Here is a 12,067-nt window from a genome sequence, read left to right on the forward strand (position 1 = left end):
GGAGGAAATCCAGATCTGGGAAAGATGTCGCGATCTCGATCCTCGATCCTGGCCCGCGCGCCGGCCCGCGCCATCTTCGGCCGACCCTTGCGAGCACGAGGCCCGGCCGGACGGCATGCGCGTCTTCTTCACCGCCGACACCCATTTCGGGGATGCCCACATCCTGCGCCAGCGCGGCGCGCGCTTCGCGACGATCGAGGCGCACGACGCGGCCCTGATCGCGCGCTGGAACGAGACGGTGGCGCCCGAGGACTCGGTCTGGCACGTCGGCGATTTCGCAGCCCACGCGGACCGGGCCTATTGCGCCGCCGTGTTCGAGCGGCTCAACGGGGTGAAGCGGCTGGTCAGGGGCAACCACGACAGCAAGCGGGTGCTCGCCCTCGCCTGGGCGGACCCGCCGGTCGAGAGCGCGCGCATAACCTTGCCTGACGGGGCGGGCGGCCTCTGCCGCCTGTTCCTGGCCCACTACGCCCACCGGGCCTGGCCGGGCCTGTGGCGGGGCACGCGCCACCTCTACGGCCACACCCACGGCACGCTCGCGGACACGCGCCGCTCCTGCGACGTGGGCGTCGACGCCTGGGACTACCGTCCGGTCGCGCTGCCGGCGATCATCGCCCGCCAGGAGGCGGCGACGCTCCTGCCGGAGGAACTCGCCCGGGACGCCGCGCGCGCCGTCAGCCGGCCGGATGCGGGATCGGATCACCCGGCGGGCTTGGAAACCGCGGGCCGCGCTGCAGATTGAGGACGGACGCTCCGAACCGATCGACGAGCCGAATGCTGAACGCCAACCGCCTGCACAGGCCAGAACTCACCGCGCCGCTCGCCGGCGGCGACCGCAAGCTCGACGCGCTGACCGCGCCGAACCCGCGCGCCTTCCCGGCCGGCGGGACGATCGTCGAGCAGGGAACGGAGCACGGCTTCGTCTATCGCCTGCGCACCGGCTGGGCCGGCCGCGTGCGCGCGCTGCCGGACGGGCGCGCGCAGTACCTGATGGTGTTCCTGCCCGGCGACCTCTTCGCCATCAAGAGCGCCTTCGTCGCGGCCCATCCGGACGCGGTGGTCGCCCTCTCCGACGTGACGGTCGAGCGGCTGGAGCAGCAGCGGCTGCGCGAGGCCTTCCAGACCGATCCCGAGATCGCCCTGCGCTGCACGTGGCAGATCGTCGAGGAGGAGCGCCGGCTGCACAACTGGGTCGTCAGCCTCGGCCAGGGCAGTGCCGAGGAGCGCATCGCCCACGTGCTCCTCGAGTTCAGCCTCCGCCTGGGGCCCGCCCAGGGCACGTCCCGGAGCCTCGAATACGGCATGCCGCTGACCCAGGACCAGCTCGGCAACGTGCTCGGCCTCACCTCCGTCCACGTCAATCGGGTGCTGCGGCGCCTGCGCGAGGACGGGCTCGTCAGCATCCGCAACCGCGTCGTCGCCATCCACGACCCGGAAGCGCTCGAGCGCCTCGCCGAGCCCCTGCGGGACGCCACGCTCAAGGCCAAGGCCCGACCCGAGCTCGCCGTCGGCTGAGGCGGCCAATCAGGCCGGGATCTCGGCCAGGATCTCGGCCAGGATCTCGGCGATGATCGGCGGCACGACGGCCGGGATCTCACGCGCCAGGAAGCCGACGCCGCCGGAGGCCGAGCCGTCGTCCCGCCGCACCGTGCAGGTAGACGCCCCAGAGCGCCGCCTCGCCGGGGCCCGTCCCCCGCGCCAGCAGGCCCGCGATCAGGCCCGCGAGGACGTCGCCCGAGCCCGCGGTGGCGAGGCCGGCATGACCCGCCACGTGCAGGTAGGCTTCGCCGTCCGGCACGACGATGTGGGTTTGGGCGCCCTTCATCACCGTGACGGTCCGGAAGCGGGCCGCCGCCTCCCGCGCCGCCGCCAGCGGATCGGCCTCGATCGCGCTCCGCTCGACACCGAGCAGCCGCGCCATCTCGCCCGCGTGCGGCGTGATCACCGCGGGCCGCTCCAGCCGGTGCGTCCGCGCCGGATCCCCGGCGAGCGCCGCCATCGCGCCCGCATCCAGCACGAGGGCCCCTGCGGGCGGATCGGCGAGCAGCGCGCGCACGAGACCGGAGGTCTCGCCATCGTCCATCATGCCGGGTCCGATCAGCGCCGCGTCGCAGGCCCGCGCCTGTTCGATCACCACGCCGGCGGCCTCCGCCGAGACGCGTCCATCCGGCGACTGGGGCAGGGCGAGCACGCGCGCCTCCGGCATGGCGAGCCCCACCGGCACCGCGAGGTCCCGGCAGGTCGCGATCCGGACCTTGCCGGCGCCCGCCCGCAGGGCCGCCTCCGCGCTGAGCAGGATCGCGCCCGGAACCTCGAGGCATCCGGCCACCACGAGGACGCGCCCGCGCGCATCCTTGCTGTCGGCCTCCGGCGGCGGCAGGCCGCGTTCGCGCAGCAGGTGCGGGGTGACCGGAATGCACGCATCCACGCCAGGGATCCTCCGAGGGCCGGCCGAAGCCTTCCCCCGGCCCGCCTCACGAGAACCCGCCCCGGGCGGAATCGTCCCCTGGATTCGTCCCCTGGAATCGCCTCGTGGCGCGCGCCCGGCGATGGAAGCGGCGGAGACACAGGGTTAACACTTTCCCGGCTAGTCTGCGTCCCGTTCAGCCGGAGTAAACCATGACGCTGCTGCTCGTCGTCCTCCTGGCCCCGCTGGTCGCCGCCATCGTGCTGGCCGGCGGGCGGCCGGGCCCGATCCTCGGCTGCCTCTGCCTGATGGGGATCGGCTGTCTGATCGCCTGTTCGGGTCTCACCCGCCTGGTGCGTCAGCGGGCCTGAGCGAACCGCTCAGCGCGGCGCGGCGGAACGGGACGCGGCCTCGGGCGTCGCCTCCGGCGGCGGTCCGTCCTGGGCCGCCGTGGCGCGCAGCATCACGCCCCGCAGTTCGCCCGCGGGAACGTCGATGCCGTTGGCGCGCAGGTCCGCCTGGACGCGCTCGATCAAGTCCTCGTCGTGCTGCCCCTCGATCATCGCCGCGATGAGCACCCGCGCGTAGGCCTCGGCCGTGCGGCCGTCCACGCCGAGCTTGGCCATCGCGAAGATCGCGAGCGCGCGAATGCCCCCGCAATGCGCCGCGAAGCGCGCCTCCTCGGTCCGTGCGAACAGGTATTCCGCCGCGCGCTCGCGGTCCTCGAACGCCTTCAACATGCGTCTGGCTCCCTGATCCCGGGTCCGCGCGCCGCGCGTCCGGTCGGGGGTCAGGTTGCGCCCCGGGCGCGGGCGGCGACAACGTCATATGATAGAGGCCGGTCCCCGGCGGAGCCCCCGAGCCGCGGCCTTCCCTCGCTCCGCCCGGCAGGCAGGGCGATCGCATATGCCGAGCGGGCCTAACCCCGGTCAGGCGCGGGTCCCCTCTCATGTAGGGAGAGGGACAGGGTGAGGGGTATGAGGCTTTCGGATAAACGCGGTGCTGAACGCGCGTCGATGGCGTGCTCAGCTCTGAAAGGTCATACCCCTCACCCCAACCCTCTCCCTATGGGAGAGGGGGCGCGGGGCGGTTCCAGTGGCGATCTCGGAGACGACCCCCGTCATATGCGATCGCCCTGGCCCGGCAGGGCGGCGATCAGGTCGCGCAGCGTCGTGATGGTCGAGGCGTCGGCGACGCCGTCCACGCGGGCGGGGCGGAAATGCCGCTGGAAGGCGGCGACGACCGCTTGCGTGCGGGCGTCGAACACGCCCGTCACCGGCTGGTCGTAGCCGTAGAGGCCGAGCATCGCCTGCAGGGCCTCGATCGGCTGGCCGGCATCGCCCCGGGCGAAGAAGCGCCCGTCCCGGATCGGCACGGGCGGCACGAAGTGCCCCACGCCCTCGGCCGCGAGCCGGGCCCAGGGAAAGACCTCGCCCGGATCCTCCTTGCGCTCGGGCGCGACGTCGGAATGGGCGAGCACCCGCTCGGGCGGGATGGCCCAGCGCGCACAGAGGTCGCGCGCCAGCGCGGTCACCGCCGCCACCTGCGCCTCCGGGTAGGGCGGCAGGCCGCCGACATGCCCGGGATGGACGATCTCGATGCCGAGCGAGCGGGAGTTGACGTCGCGCTCGCCCTTCCAGGCGGCGGCGCCAGCGTGCCAGGCGCGGCGGGCCTCCGGAACCATCTGGGCGACGGCACCATCCTCGAACACGAGGTAATGCGCCGAGACCTCGGCGCGCGGATCGCGCAGCCGGGCGACGGCGGCCTGCGCGCTCTCCATGCCGGTGTAGTGCAGGATCAGCATGTCGGGCCGTGGGACGGCCGCGCCGTCGGGCCCTCCGCCGCGGCGCTCGCCGTGGTTCGGCGAGGGCAGGACGCGCCGCGCAACCGGGCTGTCGGGCGTCACCGGAGGCCCCGCTCGGCCGCGATCCGGTCGTAGGCCGCGTTGATCGCCGCGAGCCGCCTCGTCGCGATGGCGATCGCCTCGGGCGGGAGGCCGCGGGCGATGGCGCGATCCGGGTGGTTCTCCGCCACGAGCCGGCGGTGCTGCGCCTTCACGGCCGCGTCGTCGGCGGCGTGCTCCAGGCCCAGCACGAGATAGGGGTCGTCGGCGAGCCGGACATGGCGGGCGGCGATGCGCCGGAAACCGGCCTCCTCCAGGCCGAAGATCGCGGCGACCGCGCGCAGGTAGCGCTCCTCGCCCTCGTGGATCGCGCCGTCGGCGGTCGCGATGTGGAAGAGGCCGTCGAGCACGTCCTCCAAGAGCGCCGGCTCGTCCCGGAAGGTCGCGGCGAGCTGGCCCGCATAGGCCTCGAAGCCGGCCGTGGTCGTCTTGGCGAGGTCGAAGAGCCGCTCGACCCCGGCGCGCTCGGCCGCCTCGACCCGCACCACCCGGCCGAAGGCCTCGATTTCGGAGGGGACCACCACGCCGTCGGACTTCGCCATCTTGGCGGCGAGCGCCACAAGTCCCGTCGTGAACACCACCTCGCGCGGCGTGCGGCCGAAAGGCGCACCCTCGCGATCGAACAGGTAATGCCCGGCGACGCTGCCCGCGAGCGCCCCGAGCGGGCCGCCGACCGCCATGCCGATGCCGGCGCCGCCGATCTTGCCCCAGAGACCCGAGGTCATCGCGGCGGCGTCCGGGAGAGGCGGGAAGGGGAGGGCATCGTCGGGGCTGCGCGGGCGAGGGGGCCGCATGCGATAGCGGCTCGCGCCCCAACGGAAAAGGGCCGGAGCGTCGACGCTCCGGCCCCCGACCATGCGGCCCGCGCAGGGTCGATCAGGCTCGCTCAGCGGCAGTACACGTCGCCGTAGGCGTCGCGGTAGGTGCCGTAGGGGCAGCGGGGCGCGGTGGCGGCACCCGCGATGGCGCCGCCGGCGCCGCCGATCGCCGCGCCCGCGAGCGCGCCGCCGGCCCGGCCCGTGGCGAGACCGCCGACCGCCGCGCCGAGGCCCGCGCCCAGGACGCCGCCGCCGAGCGCGCGATCCTGCGGCGTGTTGCAGGCGCCGAGCGAGAGGGCCAGGGTGCCGGCGAGCGCCGCGGCAACGAGCTTCTTCATCATGGGGTCTCCCTTGTGCGGTCCGGCGTTCCGCCGCGACGATGGTGCGGAGCGAGCTTAGCCGTTATGGTCCTTGAACGCGAACCGAACGGCCAAGGTTCCGCCCGGCCCGAGGTTCCGCCCGGCATAAGCTTCCGGACGAGCCAGGGCTCAGGTCGCGCGGGCGGCGCCCGCACGGCTTCCCTTCGGCCGTCCGCGTTCCGACATGCGGAGGACCGCGCGTCCCCGCGCGGACCGACGCGATCCTTCGAGCCCCTTCCGAGGACCCCATGCAGAGAGCCACGACCCTGGTGCGCAAGCCCGCCGTGCGGCCGGATGCCGTCGTCGACACGGTCGTGCTCGACCATGCCGCCCGCGGCCGGGCGAGCGGACATCTGCACGCCCAGGGCGGGCTCGCCTTCGACCTCGCCCTGGCGAGGTCGGCCACGATCGAGGACGGCGACGCCCTGCGGCTGGAGGACGGGCGCCTCGTGGCCGTGCGCGCCGCGCCCGAGGCGCTGCTGGAGGTGCGGGCCGAGAACCCGGCCCGCCTGATGCGCCTCGCCTGGCAGCTCGGCGGGAACCACGTGGCCACCGAGGTCGCGGCGGACAGGCTCTACGTGCCCGACACGCCGGCGAATGCCGAGCTGATCCGGGGCCAGGGCTGCGCCGCCGCCGCGGTCTCGCGCGCCTTCCGCCCGGAGCGGGAGGCCCACGACCACAGCACCTGCGGGCACGACCACGGCCATCAGCACGCGCACGCTCATCACGAGCACGACCACGCCCATTCGCACGATCATGGACACGACCATGGACACGGGCACGACCACGATCACGGCCACGAGCACGGCCACGAGCACGGCCACGAGCACGGCCACGAGCACGGCCACCATGTGCACGGTCCCGGTTGCCGGCACGGGCACTGAGCGCGCCGGCCCCCTCCGCGCCGCCGGCCTCGCGGCGGCGCCTTGAACCCGGGGCCCGCGTCCCCATTGGTCCTGAGGACCCCCGAGAGGACCCGAGAGGACCAGCCAGCCCCATGTCGGCCCCGCTCCCCTTCGACAACAGCTACGCCCGCCTGCCCGACCGCTTCTTCCGGCGGCTCGCGCCGACCCCGGTCGCGGAACCGAGCCTGATCACGCTCAACCGCGACCTCGCTCTGGAGCTGGGGCTCGACCCCGGCTGGCTCGGCGGCCCGGAGGGCCTCGCGATGCTCGCGGGCAACCGCCTGCCGGAGGGGACCGAGCCGCTCTCCGCGGCCTATGCGGGCCATCAGTTCGGAAACTTCGTGCCGCAGCTCGGCGACGGGCGGGCCATCCTGCTCGGCGAGGTCATCGACCGGGCGGGGCGGCGGCGCGACATCCAGCTCAAGGGAGCCGGCCCGACCCCGTTCTCCCGCCACGCCGACGGCCGGGCGGCGCTCGGGCCGGTGCTGCGCGAGTACCTCGTCAGCGAGAGCATGGCGGCGCTCGGCATCCCGACCACCCGGGCGCTCGCGGCTGTCAGGACGGGCGAGCGCGTGGTGCGCGAGACCGTGCTGCCGGGCGCGGTGCTCACCCGGGTGGCCGCGAGCCATATCCGCGTCGGCACCTTCCAGTTCTTCGCGGCGCGCGGCGACACCGAGGCCCTGCGGGCGCTCGCCGACCACGTGATCGCGCGGCACGATCCCGAGGCGGCCGCGGCCGGGAATCCCTACCGCGCGCTGCTGGAGGGCGTGATCGGCCGGCAGGCGGAGCTCGTCGCGCGCTGGCTGCTGGTCGGCTTCGTCCACGGGGTGATGAACACCGACAACATGTCGGTGGCGGGCGAGACGATCGATTACGGCCCCTGCGCCTTTCTGGATGCCTACGACGCCCGCGCGACGTTCAGCTCGATCGACCAGCACGGGCGCTACGCCTACGGCAACCAGCCGCGCATCGCCCTCTGGAACCTGACCCGGCTCGCCGAGGCGCTGCTGCCGCTGCTCGCCGCGGACGAGGAGGCGGGGGTGAAGGAGGCCGAGGCGGCGCTCGGCGGTTTCGCGCCCCGCTTCGAGGCGGCCTATCATGGCGGGCTGGCGCGCAAGATCGGCCTCGCCGAGATGCGCGCGGGCGACGCGGAACTGGCCGGCGACCTCCTGCGGCGCATGGCCGAGAACCAGGCCGACTTCACCCTCACCTTCCGGCGCCTCGCGGACGCGGCCGCGGATCCGGCCGCGGACGGACCGGTGCGCGACCTCTTCGTCGATCCGACCGCCTACGATGCCTGGGCCGCGCGCTGGCGCGAGCGCCTGGACCGCGCGCCGCGCGGACCGGCCGAGACGGCGGCGGCGATGCGGGCGGTCAACCCGGCCTACATCCCGCGCAACCACCGGGTCGAAGCGGTGATCGAGGCGGCGGTCGAACGGGGAGACTTCGCGCCGTTCGCGGAGCTGCTGGGCGTGCTCGCCCGGCCCTACACGGATCAGCCGGGCCTGGCACGGTACGGCGAGGCGCCGGAAGGCGGCGGGATCGGCTACCGGACCTTCTGCGGAACGTGACGCCGCGCGAGGGCCCGAGATCGCGGATCCGGCCGCGAACACAGCCCGGCGCAAGCGAAGCCTGTTCGACCTGTCGGTGATGACCACGACAATGCGGGCCGCCGACGGCGCCCCCCGACGAACCATCGGAGCCCGGGATGTCCGAACTCTCGAACGAGGATCGGCGCGCGGTCGAGAGGCTGAGCTTCTTCATGCTGAAGGAGGTCTGCTGCTCGACGGCCGACGCCATGGCGAAGATGGACCCCGAGGCCGCACGCACGCTCCTCACGGGGATCGAGACCCTGCTCACGGGCGCCATCGCCCGCATCGACGCGCAGCAATCCGAGGGCGCGAACTCGACGGCGATCGCCCTGGAAGTCGGCGCGCGGATCGCTGACGTCCTCGATCAGGCGCGCGCGAGCCTGAGCGCCGGCGCCGCGCGGGCGGCGGCGCGCGCGGGCTGAGGCGGGCGACGCGGCCGGCGGCCGCGGCCCGCATCCCCGCGACGCCGCAAGACCTTGCCGGAGAGGAGTGTTCCATGAGGGTTGCGGCGGATCTCTGCATCGTGCCGATGGGCGTGGGCCCCTCGGTCTCGCCCTACGTGCGCGAGATCAAGGCGCTGATCGAGGCCAGCGGCCTCGACGCGACGATGCATCCCAACGGCACCAACATCGAGGGCGAACTCGGCGCCATCTGCGAGCTGGCCGAGCGCTGCGAGGCGCGGCTCGCCGAGATGGGCGTGCAGCGCACGTTCTTCACGCTGATCTTCTCGACGCGCCGGGACAAGGAGCAGTCGATGGCCGACAAGCTCGCCGCCGTCTCCTGAGGCGGCGCCTCAGCCTTTCCGCCGGCGGCCGGCCGGCGCCGCCGGGGCCTCCGCGGGCTTCGCCCGCTCGGCGAGGGCGCCGGGACGTCCGAGGCCGATCTGCTTGGCCAGCGCCGAGCGCTGAGCGGCGTAGGCGGGAGCGACCATGGGGTAGTCGTCGGGCAGGCCGTAGCGCTGGCGGTAGGCGCGCGGGTCGAGGCCGTGGGTGGTGAGGTGGCGCTTGAGCGTCTTGTAGGTCTTGCCGTCGATGAAGCTGATCAGCCCCTCGTCGGTGACCGACTTGCGGATCTGGGCGGGGCTCGGCTTCTCGACCGGCGCCTCGACCTCGGCGGCCGCCGGGGCGGCCCCGCTCAGGCGCAGCAGGGCCGCGTGCACGCCCGCGATCAACCCGCCCAGCTCGGCCGCCGGCACGGAGTTGTTCGACACGTAGGCCGATACGATGTCGACAGCCGATTCGACGAGGTTGGACCGCAAATCCGATGCTTCTTCTGCCATTGCCACGACCCGGTTACGATATCTACGGGCGCTAGATTTGTGAGTATCGCGGCAGGATCAAGTGCCAATGTCTCCTTTTGCACACAATCTTCCTCTCAAAATTCCGAGAAAGACGAAAGAACGAACATGCGGAGGTCTTCGGAATCATTTCTGTAAAACTTTAGGTTGTTTCTGAGAGACTCCGGACATAGCCTGGCGCGCTCGAATTTCTGCCCAACTTACATGATCAGGCTGCCCGATCGTCCCGCGCGGTGCGGCGGCATGGATCCGCGCGAGGGCCGGCGCCGCGATTCGACACGACAGGCTGGACGGGACATCGCCATGATCTTCGTCACGGACGCTGCCGGGAAGGCGATCTATCTGGGCGCGGAATGGACCGTCCTGACCGGCCAGACGCTGGCGGAGGCGGTCGATTACGGCTGGGTCCGCGTCGTGCATCCCGAGGATCGGGCCGTCGTGCGCGGCATCGTCGCCGAGGCGATCCTGCGGCAGGAACCGTTCGGCGTGCGCTACCGCCTGCTGGGCCTCGACGGGCGCCCTGTCCGGGTGCTCGGCGGCGCCGTGCCGTCCTTCGGACCACCCGGACGAAGCTTCCTGGGCTTTCTCGGCTCGATCACGCGGTTCGCCGAGGCCGGGGACGAGGGAGCACGAGGAACGATCGGATCGTTCGCGTTGCCGGACCAGCTCGGCGATCCCGCCGCGCGATCCGGCCTGGAGGCCGCGGCCGACCATCTGATCATGGCGCACGCGCTCCTCGACCGGAGCGGCGGCGAGCACATCCTGACGGCCCTGCGCACGGTTCTCTATCAGGTCGGCCTTGAACTCGCCGAAGGCGGAAGCCCGGCGGGTAAGCCGGATCGGGTCCATTAGGCCCCCACCCGGCGCCCCCTCACCGAGGTTCAGGCGGCCTTACGGTTCACCTTGCTCTCGGCCATCGCCGTCAGGGCCCGGTCGGTGGCCTTCTCCTCGTCCAGGGTCTGCTGCAGGACGCCCGCGCAATCCTCCCGCCCGAGGCGCCGCGCCCAGGCGATCAGGCTGCCGTACCGGGTGATCTCGTAGTGCTCCACCGCCTGCGCCGCCGCCAGCAGGGCGGCGTCCAGCACCTCGGCGTCGGCGATCTCGCCCGCGGTCTCGTTCGCTTCCTTGATGATGCCGTCGATGGCCGGACAATCCACCGCCTTCGGCTGATGCCCGTGCATCTGGAACACCTGCTCCAGACGCCTGATCTGGTTCTCGGTCTCGCGCAGATGCGTCTCGAAACCCTGCTTGAGCTGCGGATCGGTCGCCTTGGCGATCATCTTCGGCAGCGCCTTCGTGATCTGGTTCTCGGCGTAGTAGACGTCCTGCAGCGTATGCACGAACAGGTCGTCGAGCGACTTGATGTCCTTCGTGAACAGACCCATGGCGTCCTCCTCCGGCTGCGGGCGCGGTCTCCCGGACCTCGCCCGCGGTGCGGCTCATCCCGGGGGAAGCCGCCGCAGGCGTCGGAGTTCCTATCCAAGGGGCGATAGGCGCCGCCGGATCACGGAACGCAAAGTCAATCGAATCGAAGCGGGCAGGAAGCCGCTGGAGCCTGCTGCGTTCTCACGGAAACGACAGCGGGCTCTCGGCTATCGTGTTCGCACGATGGTTTCGGGAAACCGGATTCCACGGTCCCGCATCAAGCTCCAAGGCCGCGCTGAAAACGTTACCATGCGGTCAGGACATGCCCGACCTCGTGCCGATGCGATGGTGCGGCGCGGGAGCCTGTGGCACAAGGATATCGCGCAGCCGCGATGGCGTCGCGGTCGCGCAGCCCTCTTTTGGGCGTTTCCTCCCTAGACTTCGGGCCGCTCCTTCGGGAGTGGCCTTTTTTATGGCCCGTCGTCCGTGGCAGCTTGTAGTCTCCGCCGCCCGGATCCGGCAAGCCGTATGATGCGCCCCGCCTGTATCGACGGCAATGTTCCGCGGTCAGTCCCTCGGCGGACTTCCAGGGACGGCCTGTCCCGGAGCAGGCATCGTTACGCGGCCGGGCGTCTCCGATCCCCTACGCCTGCTCGGCGATGATCGCCGCGACGAAGGCGAGGATGCGCTGCGCGTCGTCCGGCTCGTGCACCTTCGCCCACAATCGCAGCAGCTCGGCGGTCTCCCGGAGTCGCGGCTCGACGGCGAGACCGCTCGTGAAGATCGTCGCGGGATAGCCCAGAGCAGCGGCGATCCGCTCCAGCGGCGTGCCGGCCGCATCCATCTCGCTCGCCTCGTCCGCGCGGCCCGGCCGGCGCCCGTTCTCTCCAGACATGCGAGCACCCTAGCGCGATCGCTGCCGCATCGAGAAATCGATTGCGCGCAATGCAGATCTGCGAATGCGCGCGGGATCGCGGGCGAACGCTCCGTTCGACGCGAAAGCCCCGGGAGTTTCCTCCCGGGGCTCTCAGGGACCTGGCGACCAGTCGATCGGGCTGGGGACGCCGGACCTGTCCGTGCGGTCTCAGAGCACCTCACGCGACTCCCGATCACCGGGAGTCCTCCCTCTGCGCGCGGTGGCGCAGGGGGAGTTCTGCGAGAGGCTCTTAGTACGAGCCGAACTTGTAGTTGACGCCGGCGCGGACGACGGCGAACTCGGTGTCGCGGCGGCTGTTGGTGACGCCGGAGACGAGGGCGACGCCCGGGGAGCCGATGCCGACGAGGCCGCCGGCCGGGGTGGTGGCGAAGATGCCGTTGTTGCGGTTGCCCTGGTCGAGGTTCACGTAGAGACCTTCCACCTTCAGCGTCACGGCCGAGGAGCGGAAGAAGTTCAGGAACGAGTCGGTGGGCAGGGCGTACTC

General features: G+C 72.3%; 17 protein-coding genes and 1 pseudogene. 8 read left to right on the forward strand and 10 right to left on the reverse strand.

Annotation, left to right across the window (positions count from 1 at the left end):
- Nucleotides 1-115 precede the first annotated feature (115 nt).
- Nucleotides 116-742, forward strand: a complete 627-nt coding sequence (locus tag MFF56_RS18545; RefSeq protein ID WP_082773065.1) for a metallophosphoesterase — start codon at nucleotides 116-118, stop codon at nucleotides 740-742.
- 32 nt (nucleotides 743-774) lie between these two features.
- The gene (locus MFF56_RS18550; RefSeq protein WP_066922669.1) at nucleotides 775-1,515 is read left to right on the forward strand and encodes a Crp/Fnr family transcriptional regulator; all 741 of its coding nucleotides are present in this window, start codon (nucleotides 775-777) and stop codon (nucleotides 1,513-1,515) included.
- A gap of 9 nt (nucleotides 1,516-1,524) precedes the next feature.
- On the opposite strand, the gene MFF56_RS32135 is transcribed toward MFF56_RS18550, so the two are convergent.
- Both MFF56_RS32135 and MFF56_RS18555 read right to left on the reverse strand, forming a co-directional pair.
- Nucleotides 1,525-1,647, reverse strand: coding sequence for a hypothetical protein (locus MFF56_RS32135; protein WP_280949079.1), 123 nt, complete (start codon nucleotides 1,645-1,647; stop codon nucleotides 1,525-1,527).
- Entirely contained in the window at nucleotides 1,595-2,428 is an 834-nt protein-coding gene (locus MFF56_RS18555; RefSeq protein WP_238230553.1) for an NAD(P)H-hydrate dehydratase, read from the reverse strand. The genes MFF56_RS32135 and MFF56_RS18555 overlap by 53 nt, the downstream gene beginning before the upstream one ends.
- A 191-nt stretch (nucleotides 2,429-2,619) precedes the next feature.
- Here MFF56_RS18555 and MFF56_RS18560 point away from each other — a divergent pair, with 191 nt between their 5' ends.
- On the forward strand, nucleotides 2,620-2,778 hold the full coding sequence (locus MFF56_RS18560; RefSeq protein ID WP_197430594.1) for a hypothetical protein: 159 nt from the start codon (nucleotides 2,620-2,622) through the stop codon (nucleotides 2,776-2,778).
- A 9-nt stretch (nucleotides 2,779-2,787) separates the two neighbouring features.
- On the opposite strand, the gene MFF56_RS18565 is transcribed toward MFF56_RS18560, so the two are convergent.
- The 4 genes from MFF56_RS18565 to MFF56_RS18580 all read right to left on the reverse strand — a co-directional run bounded on the left by MFF56_RS18565 (nucleotide 2,788) and on the right by MFF56_RS18580 (nucleotide 5,466).
- Nucleotides 2,788-3,147 (reverse strand): DUF1476 domain-containing protein, encoded by a 360-nt coding sequence (locus tag MFF56_RS18565; RefSeq protein WP_066922667.1) that lies wholly within the window; start codon nucleotides 3,145-3,147, stop codon nucleotides 2,788-2,790.
- Nucleotides 3,148-3,527: 380 nt separating this feature from the next.
- Nucleotides 3,528-4,313 carry an N-acetylmuramoyl-L-alanine amidase gene (locus tag MFF56_RS18570; RefSeq protein WP_066928152.1) on the reverse strand — a complete coding sequence of 262 codons (786 nt, stop codon included), beginning with the start codon at nucleotides 4,311-4,313 and terminating at the stop codon, nucleotides 3,528-3,530.
- Nucleotides 4,310-5,035, reverse strand: coding sequence for a TerB family tellurite resistance protein (locus tag MFF56_RS18575; protein ID WP_238230554.1), 726 nt, complete (start codon nucleotides 5,033-5,035; stop codon nucleotides 4,310-4,312). The genes MFF56_RS18570 and MFF56_RS18575 overlap by 4 nt, the downstream gene beginning before the upstream one ends.
- A 161-nt stretch (nucleotides 5,036-5,196) precedes the next feature.
- Entirely contained in the window at nucleotides 5,197-5,466 is a 270-nt protein-coding gene (locus MFF56_RS18580) for a YMGG-like glycine zipper-containing protein (protein ID WP_066922238.1), read from the reverse strand.
- A 269-nt stretch (nucleotides 5,467-5,735) separates the two neighbouring features.
- On the opposite strand from MFF56_RS18580, the gene MFF56_RS18585 reads away from it, so the two are divergent.
- The 4 genes from MFF56_RS18585 to MFF56_RS18600 all read left to right on the forward strand — a co-directional run bounded on the left by MFF56_RS18585 (nucleotide 5,736) and on the right by MFF56_RS18600 (nucleotide 8,768).
- Nucleotides 5,736-6,371 (forward strand): urease accessory protein UreE, encoded by a 636-nt coding sequence (locus tag MFF56_RS18585; protein ID WP_238230555.1) that lies wholly within the window; start codon nucleotides 5,736-5,738, stop codon nucleotides 6,369-6,371.
- A gap of 113 nt (nucleotides 6,372-6,484) precedes the next feature.
- Nucleotides 6,485-7,963 carry a protein adenylyltransferase SelO gene (locus MFF56_RS18590; protein ID WP_066922232.1) on the forward strand — a complete coding sequence of 493 codons (1,479 nt, stop codon included), beginning with the start codon at nucleotides 6,485-6,487 and terminating at the stop codon, nucleotides 7,961-7,963.
- A 137-nt stretch (nucleotides 7,964-8,100) separates the two neighbouring features.
- The gene (locus MFF56_RS18595) at nucleotides 8,101-8,406 is read left to right on the forward strand and encodes a hypothetical protein (RefSeq protein ID WP_066922234.1); all 306 of its coding nucleotides are present in this window, start codon (nucleotides 8,101-8,103) and stop codon (nucleotides 8,404-8,406) included.
- Nucleotides 8,407-8,480: 74 nt separating this feature from the next.
- Nucleotides 8,481-8,768: an MTH1187 family thiamine-binding protein gene (locus MFF56_RS18600; protein WP_066922236.1), complete on the forward strand. Its 288-nt coding sequence runs from the start codon at nucleotides 8,481-8,483 to the stop codon at nucleotides 8,766-8,768.
- A gap of 9 nt (nucleotides 8,769-8,777) precedes the next feature.
- On the opposite strand, the gene MFF56_RS18605 is transcribed toward MFF56_RS18600, so the two are convergent.
- Entirely contained in the window at nucleotides 8,778-9,263 is a 486-nt protein-coding gene (locus tag MFF56_RS18605; RefSeq protein ID WP_238230556.1) for a Ros/MucR family transcriptional regulator, read from the reverse strand.
- 321 nt (nucleotides 9,264-9,584) lie between these two features.
- Between MFF56_RS18605 and MFF56_RS18610 the strand changes: the two genes are divergently transcribed.
- Entirely contained in the window at nucleotides 9,585-10,133 is a 549-nt protein-coding gene (locus tag MFF56_RS18610) for a PAS domain-containing protein (RefSeq protein WP_197430598.1), read from the forward strand.
- 29 nt (nucleotides 10,134-10,162) lie between these two features.
- Here the strand turns inward: MFF56_RS18610 and MFF56_RS18615 are convergent, their stop codons facing one another.
- From MFF56_RS18615 to MFF56_RS18625, 3 genes and pseudogenes are all read right to left on the reverse strand, one after another.
- Entirely contained in the window at nucleotides 10,163-10,666 is a 504-nt protein-coding gene (locus MFF56_RS18615; protein WP_066922794.1) for a YciE/YciF ferroxidase family protein, read from the reverse strand.
- A gap of 623 nt (nucleotides 10,667-11,289) precedes the next feature.
- Nucleotides 11,290-11,541: a hypothetical protein gene (locus tag MFF56_RS18620; protein WP_066921071.1), complete on the reverse strand. Its 252-nt coding sequence runs from the start codon at nucleotides 11,539-11,541 to the stop codon at nucleotides 11,290-11,292.
- A gap of 271 nt (nucleotides 11,542-11,812) precedes the next feature.
- A pseudogene (locus MFF56_RS18625) lies at nucleotides 11,813-12,067 on the reverse strand (porin family protein); the annotation flags it as partial.

The organism is Methylobacterium hispanicum (assembly GCF_022179285.1).
GTDB lineage: Bacteria > Pseudomonadota > Alphaproteobacteria > Rhizobiales > Beijerinckiaceae > Methylobacterium > Methylobacterium hispanicum.